Genomic DNA, 15,927 nt, shown 5'->3' with positions numbered 1-15,927 from the left:
CGCTCCCTGTTATGCGCGGTCAGCCACACGTTCGCCGAGCAAGCCGGACGGACGGAACACCAGCACGATGATCAGCACGACAAACGCGAACACGTCCTGATAGTTACTGCCGAAGACGCCGCCCGTCAGGTTGCCGATGTAACCCGCGCCCAACTGTTCGATGAGGCCGAGCAGCACGCCGCCGACCATCGCGCCGCCCAGGTTGCCGATCCCGCCGAGCACCGCCGCGGTGAACGCCTTCAGGCCCGGAATGAAGCCCATGTAGAAGTGCGCGTTGCCGTATTCGGAGGCGATCATCACGCCGGCGAGCGCGGCGAGCGCCGAGCCGATCATGAAGGTCGCGGAAATCACGAAGTTCGGGTTCACGCCCATCAGCGACGCGACGCCGGGGTTCTCGGCGATCGCGCGCATCGCGCGGCCGAGCTTGGTCTTGTGCACGAGGAGCAGGAGGCCGCCCATCACGAGGAACGCCACCACGATGATCACGATTTCGGTCATCGAGATCACGGCGCCCGGACGCGTTTCCGTCGCGGTGATCACGTTGATCGGGTCGGTCGGGAGGAGCTGCGGGAACGGCAGCGGGTTGCGGCCCCAGATCATCATCGCGAGGGTCTGGAGAAGGATCGAGACGCCGATCGCGGTGATCAGCGGGGCGAGGCGCGGAGCCTTGCGCAACGGCCGGTAAGCAACCCGCTCGATCGTGTAGCCGACCAGCGCGCAGACCACGGCCGCGACCGCCAGTGCGATCACCAGCATGATCGGCCCGGGCAGACCGGGAAAGTGATTCGTCATGACGCCGATCGCGGAAAGCGCCACCATCGCGCCGACCATCAGCACGTCGCCGTGAGCGAAGTTGATGATGCCGAGAATGCCGTACACCATCGTATAGCCCAGTGCGATGATGGCGTAGACGCTGCCTAGCACCAGACCGTTCAAGATCTGCTGGATGAAAATATCCATTAAAAGCTCCTTAGCCCGTGCGACTGGATACCGCTTTATCACCGGCCGATAAACCGGTGTGAAGCGAAATCGAGAACGGCACCGCGCGTACGTGTAAAAAAACCGGTAAGGGTCAATCGCCTCGACCCGCGCCCGCTGCCGGATGTGGCGGCGAACACCTGTCGGACGGATACGGAAACGGCGCCACCGGGTAGCCGGCGCCGTCGAGGCTGCAAACAGGCTGCAAACGCCGCGCCATCACTGCTTCACGACATCGAGGACGTTTCTCTTCTTGTCCTTGAAGTCGTAAAGCGTGATCGTGCCTGCCTTCAAATCGCCCTTGTCGTCGAATGCGATGTGTCCCGTCAGACCGTTGTAGTCGGTCGACGCGATCGCAGCGAGCACCTTGGGCGCTTCGATGGAATTGGCGCGTTTCATTGCGTCGACGATCACGTACATCGCGTCATACGTGAACGGCGCGTAAATCTGCACCGGCGTGTGAAAGCGGGCCTCGTACTTCTGGGCGAAATCCGCTCCCTTGTCCATTTTCGAAAGCGCGAGTCCCGCTTCCGAACAGACCAGGTTCTGTACGGCGTCGCCCGCAAGCTCCGCGATCTTGTCGGTGCACACCCCGTCACCGGCCAGGATCTTTGCCTTGATGCCGGCCGCCGCCGCTTCCTTAATGAAGGGGCCGCCGGTCACATCCATCCCGCCGTACATCACGACGTCGGGCTGGGCTCGTTTGATTTTTGTGAGGATCGCCTTGTAGTCGCGAACCTTTTCGCTGGTCGCCTCGCGCGACATCACCTTCAGACCGCCCGCCTGCGCGGTCTTCGCAAACTCATCGGCGAGACCGCGGCCGTAGGCCGACGTGTCGTCGACGATCACGACTTTCTTCGCGTGCAGCGTTTTCATCGCGTAGTCGGCGAGCACCGGGCCTTGCAGCGCGTCGGTGGCGACGACGCGAAACGTCGTCTTGAAGCCCTGCTTCGTGTAGTCCGGATTGGTCGTCGACGGCGAGATCTGCGCCACGTTCGCGTCGCGATAGATCTTCGACGCCGGGATCGACACGCCCGAATTCATATGTCCGATGACGGCGACCACGTGGTCGTCGACGAGCTTCTGGGCGGCTTCCGTGCCCGTGCGCGGGTCGGCGGCGTCGTCCTGGGCGTCGAGTTCGAGCTTGATCGGATGGCCGTCGATCGTGAGTCCCTGCGCGCTGATTTCCTCCATTGCGAGGCGCGCGCCGTTCTCGTTATCCTTTCCGAGATGCGCCTGCAAGCCAGTGAGGGGCGCAACGTGGCCGATCTTGACGACCGTCACCGCCTCGCTCGCCGGCGACGGTGCAGCCGCCGCGGGCGCTGCCGCCGAACTGGCGGCCGATGCCCCCGTGCCCGCCTCGCCATCGCTCTTCTTGCCGCATGCGGTTGCCATTGCAACCGCAGCCGCGAAGGTCACGGCGTAAGCAAACTTGACTCGCATTAAATAGGTCTCCTGCGCCTCTAAAAGCCGATATTTCAAGCCCTTCCGGGCTGGAACGCGCGCATTGTAACTCTAATTATGGGACGGGCAATATTGTTCTGTGACAGGGGTTTTCCTGCATTGCAACCGCACTTTTCGACCGATTTTCGCGCGGAGGCGCAACCAGGTTGCGATCCGTGTTTGTGCAGTAGTTGCACCAAAAATGTAAGTCTTCGGCAGGCGGCGGATTGTAAGGTTCGGCGAGCCTGCACGGCCTAAGGGAATGCCCTTATTTCGAACCCATGCTCGGTTTGAGCGGAACGCACCAGAAAAGTGCGAATGCTCCGGTCCTTACGTCGAACGCGTCGCGTCGCTTAACCTTTTTTTATCTTGTATAAGATAATTTGGAACCAAAAAGAAACGCCCCGACGGGCGCTTCTATTTTTGCGGCACATTACTGCGGCAATGTCAGTCCGCGCGGCAAGGGGAAGGAAATTGTTTCCTCGATGCCCTCGAGCGGCCGCACGCTGGACACGCCGAGTTCGCGCAGCCGCGCGATCACCGCCTGCGCGAGCACTTCCGGCGCGGAGGCGCCCGCCGTTACGCCGATGCGCTTCTTGCCCTCGACCCATTTCGGATCGATCTGCGTCGGCGAATCGACCATGTAGGCCGGGATGCCGCGCTTTTCGGCCACTTCGCGCAGACGGCTTGAATTCGAGCTGTTCGGGCTGCCGACCACGATCACCACGTCGCACTGCGGTGCGAGAAACTTCACTGCGTCCTGGCGATTCTGCGTCGCATAGCAGATGTCCTGTTTCTTCGGCTCCTTCACCGCCGGATAACGCGACTTGAGCGCGTCGATGATGGCCGAGGCGTCGTCGACGGATAGCGTCGTCTGCGTCACGTAGGCGATGCGCTCGGGATTCGGCAGCGCGAGCGCCATGACGTCGTCGATATCTTCGACCAGATGCATGCCCTCGCCCGACTGCCCCATTGTTCCTTCCACTTCCGGATGGCCCTTGTGGCCGATCATCACGATGTCGAAGCCTTCCTGGCGCATCTTCGCGACTTCCATGTGGACCTTGGTCACGAGCGGACAGGTGGCGTCGAACACGCGCAGGCCGCGCGTTTCGGCTTCCGCCCGAACCGCCTTCGACACGCCGTGCGCGCTGAAGATCAGCGTGCTGCCCGACGGCACGTCCGCGAGGTCTTCGATGAAGATTGCGCCCTTCTTGCGCAGATCCTCGACGACATAGGCGTTGTGCACGATTTCGTGACGCACGTAGATGGGCGCGCCGAACAGCTTGATCGCGCGCTCGACGATTTCGATTGCGCGATCGACGCCCGCGCAGAACCCGCGCGGCTGCGCGAGGAGGATTTCGACATCGGTCAGGGTGTCAGCGAGGCTCATGGCTACAGAATTCCGATGATTTTCACTTCAAACGCCAGCGCCTGGCCGGCAAGCGGGTGGTTGAAATCGAACAGCGCCGAGGTTTCGCCCACTTCCTTCAGCACGCCCGCATAGCGGCCGCCACCCGGCGCATTGAATTCGACGAGATCGCCCGGCGAAAAATCCTCGTTGATCATGCTGTTTTCGCGCAGCGTCGCGAGCGACACGCGCTGGAGCAGCTCGGGATTTCGGGGACCGAACGCCTGCTCCGGCGTTAGCTGAAAGGTCGAATGGTGGCCGACCTTCAGCCCGAGCAGAATTTCTTCGAGCGGCGGAGCGAGCTGGCCTGCGCCGAGCAGGAGCGTCGCGGGCTTGTCGGTGAAGGTATTGACGATGTCGGCACCATCGGCCAGTGCCAGCCGGTAGTGAAGCGTGACGTGCGAACCGGGTTTCACCTCGGAGATATCGATGATGCTCATGTGTATTGGATGTAACCGAACAGTCAGAGACGGCGCGCGCGCAACATGCGCCGCGAATGCCAGGCGCCGCGGCGCGCCAAACCGCCATTGTAAGCCAAGGTCGGCGACCGACGTGCCGCGTCGGATCATCGCGCGCGACGGGCCGTACTATATGGAGGCGTGGCTGTGTCTCACCGTGCGGAGGCCCGCATGACGGCCGCGCTGAGGCTGGTCGGAGGCGCCGACGATTCCGCGAAACCGGTGAAATCCGCGCCGCGCGTGTCCCCGATTCGCGACTGGGCAGAAGGCGAACGGCCTCGCGAGCGGCTGCTCGACGCCGGCGCCGCTTCGCTCTCGGACGCGGAACTGTTCGCGCTCTTCCTTCATTCCGCCATTCCGGGCCGAACCGCCGTCGATCTCGCGCGCGAACTGCTCGCGCATTTCGGCACCCTGCGCAGCGTCCTCGATGCCTCCGCGACACAGCTTTGCGCGCTGCGCGGCATCGGGCCCGCGCGAGCGGCGCAGCTGCTGGCGGTGTCGGAGTTGTGCCGGCGCGCGCTCGCGGAACGCGCCCGGGAGCGCGCGCTGCTGGATTCGCCGGGCGCGGTCGAAGACTATCTGAAGATGCTGATCGGCACGCGTCCGTATGAAGTCTTCGTGTGCCTCTATCTCGACGCGCGCCATCAGTTGCTGCTCGCGGAGGAATCGGCGCGCGGCTCGATCACGCGCGTGGCGGTGTATCCGCGCGAAATCGTGCGGCGCGCGCTGACGCTGAACGCGGCGGGTTTGATCGTCGCGCATAATCACCCGTCGGGCGGCGTCGCGCCGAGCGCCAACGACCGCCGGCTCACGCGCACGCTGCAGGACGCACTGACGCTCATCGAAGTCAGGCTGCTCGATCATCTGGTCGTCGCCTCGAACGACGTATTCTCTTTCGCACGACAGGGCTGGATTTGAGGCAAAAATGCGCGGGCCGGGACGCCATCCCAATTGGAACGAAACCAAAAAGGCTTGATATTGCTGAGTTTTTGCTGCTAGAATCTCGGTTTGCTTCTTTCAACCAACCTGTTCCGAGCGCGGAATGTTAGTGGGGTTGCTCTTTGGTAATGCCGTCAAAGGCATGCGCACCGGGGGTTTCACCAGGCGTTCGAACTCAGAATTTCAGCGTATTAGGAGTGCTCTCATGGCACGCGTATGCCAAGTAACTGGGAAAGCGCCGATGAGCGGCAACAACGTTTCCCACGCGAACAACCGTACCAAGCGTCGTTTCCTGCCGAACCTGCAGAACCGTCGTTTCTTCGTTGAAAGCGAAAACCGTTGGGTCCGCCTGCGCGTGTCGAATGCCGGCCTGCGCCTGATCGACAAGAACGGTATCGACGCTGTGCTCGCAGACCTGCGCGCACGCGGTGAAGTCTAAGGAGCACTGAAATGGCCAAGGGCGCACGCGACAAGATCAAGCTCGAATCGACCGCAGGTACGGGTCACTTCTATACCACGACGAAGAACAAGCGCAACATGCCGGAAAAGATGGCGATCAAGAAGTTCGATCCCGTCGTCCGCAAGCACGTCGAGTATAAAGAAACCAAGATCAAGTAAATCTGGTTTCAGCGAGTTTGACGAAGACAGCAAAAAGCCCCGCGAATGCGGGGCTTTTTGCATTGGCTCGGCAAATGAGCCAGCTATTGAGCGTTCGGCCGACTGTCCGTCCCGGAATTTGCCCGGTATCCTTGCTGGTTCCTGTTCTCCGCGCAATGCGGGCACGAGCGACTACACGGCATAACGACGGAGAAGCGGCAGCATGAATTTCGACGTAGCAATCGTAGGCAGCGGCCTGGCGGGACTCAGCGTCGCGTTGAATCTCGCGCAGACACGGCGCGTCGCGATCATCGCCAAGCGCACCGTCAGCGACGGCGCGAGCGACTGGGCACAAGGCGGCATCGCCGCCGTGCTCGACTCCGCCGACAGTACGGACAACCACGTCGAAGACACGCTCATCGCTGGCGGCGGCCTGTGCGACGAGGCCGCGACGCGCTTCATCGTCGAGAACGGGCGCGCGGCCATCGAATGGCTGATCGAGGAAGGCGTGCCGTTCACGAAAGATGTTTCCGCCGAGCTCGGCTTTCATCTGACGCGCGAAGGCGGCCACAGTCACCGGCGCATCATCCACGCCGCCGACGCGACCGGTCATGCCGTCGTCTCGACGCTCAACGAGCGCGTGCGCAATCATCCGAACATCACCGTCCTCGAGGATCACTACGCGATCGACCTGATCACGTCCGATCGTCTGGGCCTGCCGGGGCATCGTTGTCACGGCCTGTATGCGCTCGATCTCGCGAGCGGCCGCACGGTGACGATCGAGGCGCCGCACACGGTTCTCGCGACGGGCGGCGCGGGCAAGGTCTACCTGTACACGACGAACCCCGACACCGCGACCGGCGACGGCATCGCGATGGCGTGGCGCGCGGGCTGCCGCGTGTCGAACATGGAATTCATCCAGTTCCACCCCACCTGTCTGTTCCACCCATACGCGAAATCCTTCCTGATTTCGGAAGCCGTGCGCGGCGAAGGCGGCATCTTGCGTCTGCCCGACGGCACGCGCTTCATGCCCGCGCACGACGAGCGCGCGGAACTGGCGCCGCGCGACATCGTCGCGCGTGCGATCGACTTCGAAATCAAGAAGCGTGGCATCGACTGTGTGTATCTCGACATCAGCCATCAGCCGCGAGCGTTCCTCGAAGAACATTTTCCGACGATCCTCGCGCGCTGCCGCGAATTCGGCATCGACATCGCGAAGCAGCCGATTCCCGTCGTACCGGCGGCGCATTACACGTGCGGCGGCGTCGTGACCGATCTGGCGGGGCGTACGGATCGCGCGGGCCTGTATGCCGTCGGCGAGACGTCGTGCACGGGGCTGCACGGCGCGAACCGGCTTGCGAGCAACTCGCTGCTCGAGTGCCTCGTCGTGGGCCGCGCGACGGCTCAGGCGATCGAAGCCGCGGGTTTCTCGGCGGGCTGTCACGCGCCGCTGCCCGACTGGGACGAAAGCCGCGTCTCCGATCCGGACGAGGAAGTCGTCGTCGCGCACAACTGGGACGAGCTGCGCCGGCTGATGTGGAATTACGTGGGCATCGTGCGCACCGACAAGCGGCTCGCGCGCGCGCAGCACAGGATTGCGCTTTTGCGCGAGGAGATCCACGAGTACTACGCGAATTTCAAGGTGAGCCGCGATCTGCTGGAGCTGCGCAATCTGGTCGATGTGGCGTCGTTGATCGTGGAAAGCGCGTGTTCGCGGCGCGAAAGCCGCGGGCTGCACTTCAGCCGCGACTGGCCCGACACGCTGCCGAAGGCGCTGGCGACCGTGCTGACGCCGCCGGTAGCCCGCCGGCGTCAGGTCTGAACGGCGCGGTCGGCATCAGACGAGCCGCATCGAATAATCGGTCGCGCGCACGTCTTTCGTGAGCGCGCCGATCGAAATCCGGTCGACACCGGTGTCGGCAATCTGACGAACGGTCTCGAAATTGACGCCGCCGGACACTTCGAGCACGGCCCGCCCGGCGGTGATGCGCACGGCGTCGCGCATGGCGTCGAAGCTGAAGTTGTCGAGCAGGATCGATTCCGCGCGATGCGCGAGCGCCGACTCCAGCTGTTCGAGCGTTTCCACTTCGATCTGGACCGGCACGCCGGCGTTCAGGGCGAGCGCCGCGTCCATCGCGGCGCCCACGCCGCCCGCCGCCGCGATGTGGTTTTCCTTGATCAGAATGCCGTCATAGAGCGCGAGCCGCTGATTCGCGCCGCCGCCGACGCGCACCGCGTACTTCTGCGCGAGCCGCAAGCCCGGCAGCGTCTTGCGCGTATCGAGGATGCGTGCACGCGAGCCCTCGATTGCATCGACGAAACGGCGCGTCGCGCTCGCCACGCCCGAGAGCAGTTGCAGGAAGTTGAGCCCGTTGCGCTCGGCGGTCAACAGCGCGCGCGCCGGACCGTGCAGCAGCACGACCGGCGTGTTCGCGGCCATCCGGTCGCCCTCGCCATACTGCCATTCGATGTCGATCGACGGGTCGACGCGCCGCATCACTTCGTTGAACCACGGCACGCCGCACAGCACCGCTTCCTCGCGCACCGTGATGCGCGCGGTGCGGCGCGTATCGGCGGGGACGAGACGGCCGGTCTGGTCGCCGCTGCCGATGTCTTCGGCGAGCGCATCGGCGACATTGCGGGCCAGCGCGGCGTCGAACGCCTCGCCGTACTGCGCCCGGATCTGCGCGTAGAGCGACGACACGAAATCGCTCGAATCCTTCGCCGCCATCACGCCGCCCCCACGTTCGAGAACAGCGCGCCATCCTTCGCGAGATCGCCGCTCGCCTGCACGCGCTTCTTGTGACGCGCGGCGAAATCGAGCATCCGGTCGATCGGCAGACGCGCGCGCACGCCGATCGCCGGATCGACGACAATTTCGTTGTGGCCGCGCTCCAGCACTTCGGCCAGGTTGCCGAGGCCGTTCATCGCCATCCACGGGCAATGCGCGCAACTCTTGCAGGTTGCGCTGTTGCCGGCGGTGGGCGCTTCGATGAACGTCTTGCCCGGCGCCGCGAGCCGCATCTTGTGCAGAATCCCGAGGTCCGTCGCGACGATGAACCGCTTTGCGTCCAGACGGACGGCGGCGTCGATCAGTTGCGTCGTCGAACCGACCACGTCGGCGAGCGCCACGACCGCTTCCGGCGATTCGGGATGAACCAGGATTTTTGCGTCGGGATACTGGGCGCGCAGCAGGTCGAGTTCGATACCCTTGAACTCGTCGTGGACGAGACACGAACCCTGCCACAGCAGCATGTCGGCGCCCGTCTTCTTCTGGATGTAGCCGCCGAGATGGCGATCCGGCGCCCACAGGATCTTCTCGCCGCGCGCGTGCAGGTCGGCGACGATCTCGAGTCCGATCGACGACGTGACCATCCAGTCCGCACGCGCCTTCACCGCCGCGCTCGTGTTCGCATACACGACGACCGTCCGGTCCGGATGCGCATCGCAGAACGCGGAGAATTCGTCGGCGGGACAACCGAGGTCGAGGGAACAGGTCGCGTCGAGATCCGGCATCAGCACGCGCTTTTCCGGGCTCAGGATCTTCGCGGTCTCGCCCATGAAACGCACGCCGGCGACCACCAGCGTACCCGCCGCGTGGTCGCGCCCGAAGCGCGCCATCTCGAGCGAATCCGCGACACAGCCGCCGGTTTCGTCGGCGAGTTCCTGCAATTCGGCATCGACATAATAGTGCGCGACCAGCACGGCCTTCTCGCGTTTGAGCAATGCCCGGATCTGCTCTTTCAGTTCGCGCTTGCGCGCAGCCGACGGCGCGTCCGGCACTTTCGCCCACGCCTCGCCGACGCCACACGTCAAGCCGTGCGGCCGATCGTATTCGACGCTCCTGATGCTCGCTTCCATGCTGTCCTCTGTCTCCTGTCGACCGGAGTAAGCGCTACGCCTTACTCGAGTCCCGTGCCACGGTTGCTGCCTTCTTTCTCGCGAATTTCGGCCGCCCAAAAACAAAGACCCCGCCAGAGCGGGGTCTTGTGACGTCATCAAATTTTAACGGATAACGCGTACCTGAGCGCGTACCTGAGCGTGTGCCCGGGACAGCGATGCATCAGGCGTAACGGCGCAAGCGAATCGCGAAATCCTGCAGCGCCTTGATGCCGCTTTGTTCAGCGCGATGGCACCAGTCCTGCAATTGCACGAGCAGTTGTTCGCGCGAAGCGTTCGACCGGTCCCACATCGCCGCCAGATCCTTGCGCAGTTCGATGAAAGTGCGCAGCTTCTGGTTGTCCGAGAAGATTTCCGGCAGTTGCTGGCGCTGCGGCTCGTCCAGGCCGTCTTCTTCTTTGTGGAACCACTTGCGCGCGCCGTGCATCAACTGGTACTTCTCGCGGGCGCCGGCTTCCTTCAGCTTCGCGAGTTCCTGGCGATACGCGTGCTTCAGCGTCTTGCCGTAACGCGCCATCACTTCGTAGCGGTTCGCGAGCACCGCCTGCAGCGTGTCGTTGTCGAGCACGGGCTTGGTGGCGGACAGGCGCGGCGTCGGCGCGACCTTCTTCACCTTCGCGAGCTTGAACGCGGACATGATGCGGATATACATCCAGCCGATATCGAACTCGTACCACTTGTTCGAGAGCTTCGCCGACGTCGCGTACGTGTGGTGATTGTTGTGCAGTTCTTCCCCGCCGATGATGATGCCGAGCGGAAAGATGTTCGTGCTGGCGTCGGCGGAATTGAAGTTGCGATAACCCCACCAGTGCGCGAGACCGTTCACGACGCCTGCGGCCCAGAACGGAATCCAGATCATCTGCACGGCCCACACGCTCAGGCCCACGATGCCGAACAGCGCGACGTCGATGACCATCATGATGCTGATGCCGAGAATCGGATAGCGCGTGTAGATGTTGCGCTCGATCCAGTCGTTCGGCGTGCCGTGGCTGAACTTGCGCATCGTCTCTTCGTTCTTCGCTTCAGTGCGATAGAGTTCCGCGCCTTCGAGCAGCACCTTCCAGATGCCGCGCGTCTGCGGGCTGTGCGGGTCTTCTTCGGTTTCGCATTTCGCGTGGTGCTTGCGGTGAATCGCGGCCCACTGGCCGGTCAGCATGCCGGTGGTCATCCACAGCCAGAAACGGAAGAAGTGGCTCGCGATCGGATGCAACTCCAGCGCGCGGTGCGCCTGGCAGCGATGCAGATAGACCGTGACGCCGATGATCGTGATGTGAGTCATCACGAGGGTGAAGAGCAGGATCTGCCACCAGGAAAAGTCGAGCAATCCGTTGGCGAGAAAATCAAGCGAGGAATTCAGCAAGGCAATTTACCTGTTGAGGCGGAAAAATGGCCGGTCGAAAAACATCTTCGACGTGTGTTGGGCGCATGAAAGAAATGCGCAGGAGTTCGATCGCATTCTACTGCAAGCGTTCCAAGTCGTTGTGCCAAAGGATAAATTTTTTGATTGGCGCCAAAATGAGGAAGATTCGAACTGCATCCGGACCGCCCGTTTTCCGTGAGATCGCCGAGATTCTGGCGATCAGGCCGGCGATTGCCGACCGTTTGTGTCGCTGACAGATGCAGATCGAGTCACAATTTCCGAATTGGCCGGGATCGCGTTCGCGCTTTGGACGATTCGGATCTCGCGCTGCGCGTACGGAATTTCAATGCCGTGCTCGGAAAAAAGACGCCAGATATTCCGGTTCACCTGCGATTTCACGCCGCCCGTCCCTTTGGCGGCGTCCTCGATCCAGAAGCTCAGCTCCAGGTTGATGCCGTCCGCGCCGAAGCTCGCGAGGAGCGCGACGGGCGGCGGTTCCTGCAGCACGCGCTCGACGCTTTGCGTGGCGTCGGCGAGCAGTTTCATCGCGAATTCGACGTCGCCCCGGTAGCTGACCTGCACGGCCACCTTCGCGTTGCCGCGCGTCAGGAACGACGAATGGTTCTGCACGACGTCGGTGATGAGCTTTTCGTTCGGAATCAGCGTTTCGATGCCGTCGAGGCCGCGCACGATCGTGTAACGCGTGCGGATCTGCGTGACGGTGCCCTGGAAGTTCGCGACGTTGATCATGTCGCCGAGCCTGAGCGAGCGGTCGAGCAGGATGATGAAGCCGGACACATAATTGCTCGCGATCTTCTGCAGCCCGAAGCCGAGCCCGACGCCCAGCGCGCCGCCGAACACGCCGAGCACGGTGACGTCGATACCGACGATCGACAGGCTGATCAGGATCGCCGCGAGAATCATCAGCGCCCGGCCGACGCGCGCGAGCACGACCTTGACATTGGCGTCGAGCGAGCGCGCGCGCATCAGGCGGTCTTCGAGCGCGGCGCCCGCCCACATCGCGACGATCAGCGTCACGCACACCCAGAGCACGCCCGAGGCGAGCGACAGCAACGTCATGTGCGCATTTGCCACGTTGAAGCGCACGCTCGCCATCCAGCGCACGACGTCTTCCTGGATGCCCATCACGGTAAGCAGCATCGCGACCCAGACCAGCGCCGTGACGACCTTCTCGAACAGAAAGAGCAGCGCGCTCGCCTCGCCGCCGCGGCTGAAGACGCGCCGCGCGACGTAGAACATCGTGTAGATGACGGTGATGCCGAGGAGCGGCACGAGCGCGAGCCGCAGAAGCGCCGTGTGCATGAACTGCGACATCACGACCTGCGCGATCGAGACGAGCACCGTGCCGAGCAGCGGAAAGAGCGCCTTGTTGAGGCTCTCGGCGCCGAAGCGCAGCGCCTCGAAGCGCGACTGGCGCCGTTCTTCGAGCTGCCGCCGCAGGATGCGCGCGAGCCACCACGCCACGACGAGCGATCCGAGCAGCACGATCACCTGCCAGATCGCCGCGGGCTCGCCGAAATCGCGGACGATCCCGCCGAGCATGTGAGGGAAATAGGCGTTCTGCATGCTCGCGGGCACGTCGCTTACTCCGAAGGCGCGTCTTCCGGCGCTTCCGGCGCTTCCGATGTTTCGGCCGCCGCTTGCGCCTTGGCCGGCGCGGGCACGCGTTCGAGCACGGCGGCGAAGAAACCGTCGGTGCCGTGCTTGTGCGGCCAGAGCGACAGATAGTCGCCGGTGTCGAGGTCGATGCGCTGTTCCGCGAGCACCTCGCGCGCCGGAATCAGCTTGAACTGTGGATGTGTCGCGAGAAACTGCGTCACGACGCCTCCGTTTTCCGCCTCGAGCATGCTGCAGGTCGCGTACACCAGCCGCCCGCCGACTTTCACGAGCCGCGCGGCGCTCGACAGAATCGAGAGCTGCTTGGGCGTGAGTTCGGCGACCGAGTCCGGCGACTGCCGCCACTTCAGGTCGGGATTGCGGCGCAGCGTGCCGAGGCCGGAACACGGCGCATCGACGAGCACGCGGTCGATCTTGCCCGCGAGCCGCTTGATCTTCGCGTCGTGCTCGCTGTCGATCAGCACCGGATTCACGTTCGACAAACCGCTTCGCGCGAGACGCGGCTTGAGCTTCGCGAGACGCCGGTCGGAGACGTCGAACGCATAGAGACGGCCGGTCGAGCGCATCATCGCGCCGAGTGCGAGCGTCTTGCCGCCCGCGCCCGCGCAAAAGTCGACGATCATCTCGCCGCGCTTGGGCGCCACGAGCGAACAGAGCAACTGGCTGCCCTCGTCCTGCACTTCGATCCAGCCTTCCTGGAACGCCGCGAGGCGCGTGAGCGCGGGCTTGCCGTCGACGCGCACGCCGAACGGCGCGAACGGCATTTCGCCCGCGTCGATGCCGGCTTCGGTCAGCGCCTTGATGACTGCGTCGCGGGTCGCCTTGATCGGGTTCGCGCGCAGATCGAGCGGCGCCGGGTAGTTCAGCGCGGCGGCGAGCTTCGCGAGTTCCTCGGCGTCGAAACGCTTCGCCATCGCGTCGTAGATCCACTGCGGCAGATTCGTGCGCACGCGCACCGGCAGGCTCGCGGGATCGATCTTCGACACTTGCGTGAGCCACTGATACTCGTCGGCGGAGACGAACGGCTTGATCGCCGAAAGGCCCGCCGTCTGCATCAGGCCGAGCAGCGCGAGACGCCGCGCCTGATTGCCGCTGCCGCTCTCCGCGAGGTGCGAAAACTCCATTTTCCGGCGCAGCACCGCGAATACCGCTTCCGCGATCACGCCGCGCTCGTTGTGGCCGAGCTTCGGATGCGCGCGAAAGAAGCGGCTCGTGGCGGCATCGGCCGGGCCGGAAAACCGCAAAACATCCGCGATCAGTGTTTCAGTTTGTCCAATCAAAAATCCGTGCAGCCTCATACGCCCTCCCCGGCAATGTCGGCAAAGAGCCATTGCGGCTCCGGTGGCGTGAGCACGACGCGCTCGCCGTCGATGGCAAGACGCCCTTCGACGAACCAGCGCACCGCACGCGGGTAAATAGTGTGTTCGACGGCGAGCACGCGCGCGGCGAGCGCGGCTGCGTCGTCGCCGGCCATGACCGGCACGGCGGCCTGCGCGACGATTGGCCCGTGATCGAGCGTCGGCGTGACGAAATGGACGCTCGCGCCGTGCACGCGCACGCCGGCGTCGAGCGCCTGCTGGTGCGTGCGCAAGCCCGGAAAGCACGGCAAAAGCGACGGATGGACGTTCAGCATGCGCCCGGCGTAATGGTCGACGAAACCGTCGGTCAGGACGCGCATGAAGCCTGCAAGCACGACGAGATCGGGCGCAAACTGGTCGATGGCGGCGGCGAGCGCGCGGTCGAAGGCGGCGCGATCGGCGTAATCACGATGATCGACGACCGCGGTCTCGATGCCGTTGGCGGCGGCGAAACCGAGGCCGGCGGCGTCCGGCCGGTTCGATACGACGGCGCGAACCTCGGCCGGCCAGCCTTCGCGCGCAGCAGCGCGCACGACGGCTTCCATGTTGGTTCCTCGCCCGGAAATCAGAATGACGATTTTTTTCATCCGCGGATTTTATCATTCGGCGCTGCGAAAACCGTGCCAAAACAGGGCGCCGGCGCCGGGCGTCCGTGTGAGCGTTTATAATCGAACGCTTTGCTGCATTCGCCCGAGCCCCGGTCCGGCCGAGCCGGCGAAGATCAGCCCAAAGAGCCCAACCACCGACCATCCGCCATCGTGAGAGTCTTTCGCGGCCTACCCAATGCCGAGAGCCGGGCGCCCTGCGCACTGACCATCGGCAATTTCGACGGTGTCCACCGCGGCCACCAGGCGCTGCTCGCGCGCGTGCGGGCCGCCGCCGACGCGCGCGGCCTGCCGGTCTGCGTGATGACCTTCGAGCCGCATCCGCGCGAGTTCTTCAATCCGGCCGGCGCGCCGCCGCGCATCGCGATGTTGCGCGACAAGCTTGAGGCGCTGCGCACGAACGGCGTCGATCGCGTGGTGGTCGAGCATTTCAACCGCACGTTCGCCGGGCAGTCGCCGGATACGTTCGTCGAAAACATCATCGTGAACGGCCTGCACGCGCGCTGGGTCATGATCGGCGACGACTTTCGCTACGGCGCGAAGCGCGCCGGCGATTTCGCGTCGCTCAAGGCCGCGGGCGAGCAGCACGGCTTCGAAGTCGAGCAGATGGCGACCGTCGCGCATCCGAACGGCGCGCGCATTTCGTCGTCGTCGGTGCGGGCCTCGCTCGTCGCGGGCGATCTCGAGGCCGCGCACGTCGCGCTCGGTCGTCCCTATGTGATCAGCGGGCACGTCGTGCATGGCGCGAAGCTCGGCCGCGATCTCGGCTTTCCCACCCTGAATCTGCCGATCGCCCACAAGCGGCCGGCGGCGGCGGGCATTTTCGTCGTGCGCGTGCATGGGCTCGCGCCCGAGCCGTTGCCGGCGGTCGCGAGCCTCGGCCTGCGCCCGACCGTCGACGATTCGGGCCGCGTGCTGCTCGAAGTCCATCTGCTCGACTGGCACGGCGACGCCTACGGCAAGCTCGTGCGCGTCGAATTCCTGAAGAAACTGCGCGATGAGGAGAAGTTCATCGACCTCGACACGCTGACCGCCGCCATCGCGCGCGATGTCGCCCATGCGCGCGAGTATTTCGCGACGAGCGGCGGCCGGCCCGGCGACGCCAACGGCCACGTGAGCGCGTCCACGGGCTCGAGCACGACGAGCAGCGCAAGCGGCTTCGCCACCTCGGCGACCGACCGAATTAGGTGAGCGCGCGGCGCTTTTCCACACGCTCCGCCCGCTGCCTCGCTTAAAAGCCGTC

General features: G+C 64.2%; 15 protein-coding genes. 5 read left to right on the top strand and 10 right to left on the bottom strand.

Features of this window, described 5'->3' with window-relative positions; all coding sequences use genetic code 11:
• Window positions 1-9 precede the first annotated feature (9 nt).
• The 4 genes from QCE48_RS03050 to QCE48_RS03035 form a co-directional block, all read right to left on the bottom strand.
• Window positions 10-960, bottom strand: coding sequence for a branched-chain amino acid ABC transporter permease (locus tag QCE48_RS03050; protein ID WP_087630831.1), 951 nt, complete (start codon window positions 958-960; stop codon window positions 10-12).
• 237 nt (window positions 961-1,197) lie between these two features.
• On the bottom strand, window positions 1,198-2,421 hold the full coding sequence (locus tag QCE48_RS03045; RefSeq protein WP_309786188.1) for a branched-chain amino acid ABC transporter substrate-binding protein: 1,224 nt from the start codon (window positions 2,419-2,421) through the stop codon (window positions 1,198-1,200).
• A gap of 433 nt (window positions 2,422-2,854) precedes the next feature.
• A complete protein-coding gene (gene ispH, locus QCE48_RS03040) occupies window positions 2,855-3,811 on the bottom strand; it encodes a 4-hydroxy-3-methylbut-2-enyl diphosphate reductase (RefSeq protein ID WP_309786189.1) in 957 nt (318 codons plus the stop codon).
• A gap of 2 nt (window positions 3,812-3,813) precedes the next feature.
• Window positions 3,814-4,269 carry a peptidylprolyl isomerase gene (locus QCE48_RS03035; RefSeq protein ID WP_309788286.1) on the bottom strand — a complete coding sequence of 152 codons (456 nt, stop codon included), beginning with the start codon at window positions 4,267-4,269 and terminating at the stop codon, window positions 3,814-3,816.
• Between the two features lie 189 nt (window positions 4,270-4,458).
• On the opposite strand from QCE48_RS03035, the gene radC reads away from it, so the two are divergent.
• The 4 genes from radC (at window position 4,459) to nadB (ending at window position 7,645) form a co-directional block, all read left to right on the top strand.
• Window positions 4,459-5,205, top strand: coding sequence for a RadC family protein (gene radC, locus QCE48_RS03030; protein ID WP_309786190.1), 747 nt, complete (start codon window positions 4,459-4,461; stop codon window positions 5,203-5,205).
• A gap of 226 nt (window positions 5,206-5,431) precedes the next feature.
• Window positions 5,432-5,665, top strand: a complete 234-nt coding sequence (gene rpmB / locus QCE48_RS03025; RefSeq protein ID WP_035926472.1) for a 50S ribosomal protein L28 — start codon at window positions 5,432-5,434, stop codon at window positions 5,663-5,665.
• An 11-nt stretch (window positions 5,666-5,676) separates the two neighbouring features.
• Window positions 5,677-5,844 (top strand): 50S ribosomal protein L33, encoded by a 168-nt coding sequence (gene rpmG / locus QCE48_RS03020; protein WP_006478046.1) that lies wholly within the window; start codon window positions 5,677-5,679, stop codon window positions 5,842-5,844.
• Window positions 5,845-6,046: 202 nt separating this feature from the next.
• On the top strand, window positions 6,047-7,645 hold the full coding sequence (gene nadB, locus QCE48_RS03015; protein ID WP_309786192.1) for an L-aspartate oxidase: 1,599 nt from the start codon (window positions 6,047-6,049) through the stop codon (window positions 7,643-7,645).
• A gap of 15 nt (window positions 7,646-7,660) precedes the next feature.
• Here the strand turns inward: nadB and nadC are convergent, their stop codons facing one another.
• The 6 genes from nadC to purN all read right to left on the bottom strand — a co-directional run bounded on the left by nadC (window position 7,661) and on the right by purN (window position 14,666).
• A complete protein-coding gene (gene nadC, locus QCE48_RS03010; RefSeq protein ID WP_309786193.1) occupies window positions 7,661-8,554 on the bottom strand; it encodes a carboxylating nicotinate-nucleotide diphosphorylase in 894 nt (297 codons plus the stop codon).
• Window positions 8,554-9,684, bottom strand: a complete 1,131-nt coding sequence (gene nadA / locus QCE48_RS03005) for a quinolinate synthase NadA (protein ID WP_309786194.1) — start codon at window positions 9,682-9,684, stop codon at window positions 8,554-8,556. Before nadA ends, nadC begins: the two co-directional genes overlap by 1 nt.
• A gap of 202 nt (window positions 9,685-9,886) precedes the next feature.
• Window positions 9,887-11,083 (bottom strand): acyl-CoA desaturase, encoded by a 1,197-nt coding sequence (locus QCE48_RS03000; protein ID WP_309786195.1) that lies wholly within the window; start codon window positions 11,081-11,083, stop codon window positions 9,887-9,889.
• A gap of 219 nt (window positions 11,084-11,302) precedes the next feature.
• Complete coding sequence (locus QCE48_RS02995) at window positions 11,303-12,670, bottom strand: mechanosensitive ion channel domain-containing protein (RefSeq protein ID WP_309788287.1); 1,368 nt, start codon at window positions 12,668-12,670, stop codon at window positions 11,303-11,305.
• Between the two features lie 17 nt (window positions 12,671-12,687).
• Window positions 12,688-14,019, bottom strand: a complete 1,332-nt coding sequence (locus tag QCE48_RS02990) for an RsmB/NOP family class I SAM-dependent RNA methyltransferase (protein ID WP_309786196.1) — start codon at window positions 14,017-14,019, stop codon at window positions 12,688-12,690.
• The gene (gene purN / locus QCE48_RS02985) at window positions 14,016-14,666 is read right to left on the bottom strand and encodes a phosphoribosylglycinamide formyltransferase (RefSeq protein ID WP_309786197.1); all 651 of its coding nucleotides are present in this window, start codon (window positions 14,664-14,666) and stop codon (window positions 14,016-14,018) included. Before purN ends, QCE48_RS02990 begins: the two co-directional genes overlap by 4 nt.
• A gap of 171 nt (window positions 14,667-14,837) precedes the next feature.
• Between purN and QCE48_RS02980 the strand changes: the two genes are divergently transcribed.
• Complete coding sequence (locus QCE48_RS02980) at window positions 14,838-15,875, top strand: bifunctional riboflavin kinase/FAD synthetase (RefSeq protein ID WP_309786198.1); 1,038 nt, start codon at window positions 14,838-14,840, stop codon at window positions 15,873-15,875.
• Window positions 15,876-15,927 lie beyond the last annotated feature (52 nt).

This window comes from Caballeronia sp. LZ024, from assembly GCF_031451455.1.
Classification (GTDB): Bacteria; Pseudomonadota; Gammaproteobacteria; order Burkholderiales; family Burkholderiaceae; genus Caballeronia; species Caballeronia telluris.
This window is presented reverse-complemented; position numbering and strand designations above follow the sequence as displayed.

Bases quoted from the DNA above. Each gene is read 5' to 3' on its own strand.
- nadC (WP_309786193.1), bottom strand. From the start codon at position 8,554: ATGGCGGCGAAGGATTCGAGCGATTTCGTGTCGTCGCTCTACGCGCAG.
- QCE48_RS02995 (WP_309788287.1), bottom strand. From the start codon at position 12,670: ATGCAGAACGCCTATTTCCCTCACATGCTCGGCGGGATCGTCCGCGAT.
- QCE48_RS02990 (WP_309786196.1), bottom strand. From the start codon at position 14,019: ATGAGGCTGCACGGATTTTTGATTGGACAAACTGAAACACTGATCGCG.
- purN (WP_309786197.1), bottom strand. From the start codon at position 14,666: ATGAAAAAAATCGTCATTCTGATTTCCGGGCGAGGAACCAACATGGAA.
- radC (WP_309786190.1), top strand. From the start codon at position 4,459: ATGACGGCCGCGCTGAGGCTGGTCGGAGGCGCCGACGATTCCGCGAAA.
- nadA (WP_309786194.1), bottom strand. From the start codon at position 9,684: ATGGAAGCGAGCATCAGGAGCGTCGAATACGATCGGCCGCACGGCTTG.
- QCE48_RS03045 (WP_309786188.1), bottom strand. From the start codon at position 2,421: ATGCGAGTCAAGTTTGCTTACGCCGTGACCTTCGCGGCTGCGGTTGCA.
- rpmG (WP_006478046.1), top strand. From the start codon at position 5,677: ATGGCCAAGGGCGCACGCGACAAGATCAAGCTCGAATCGACCGCAGGT.
- rpmB (WP_035926472.1), top strand. From the start codon at position 5,432: ATGGCACGCGTATGCCAAGTAACTGGGAAAGCGCCGATGAGCGGCAAC.
- QCE48_RS03035 (WP_309788286.1), bottom strand. From the start codon at position 4,269: ATGAGCATCATCGATATCTCCGAGGTGAAACCCGGTTCGCACGTCACG.
- QCE48_RS03050 (WP_087630831.1), bottom strand. From the start codon at position 960: ATGGATATTTTCATCCAGCAGATCTTGAACGGTCTGGTGCTAGGCAGC.
- ispH (WP_309786189.1), bottom strand. From the start codon at position 3,811: ATGAGCCTCGCTGACACCCTGACCGATGTCGAAATCCTCCTCGCGCAG.
- nadB (WP_309786192.1), top strand. From the start codon at position 6,047: ATGAATTTCGACGTAGCAATCGTAGGCAGCGGCCTGGCGGGACTCAGC.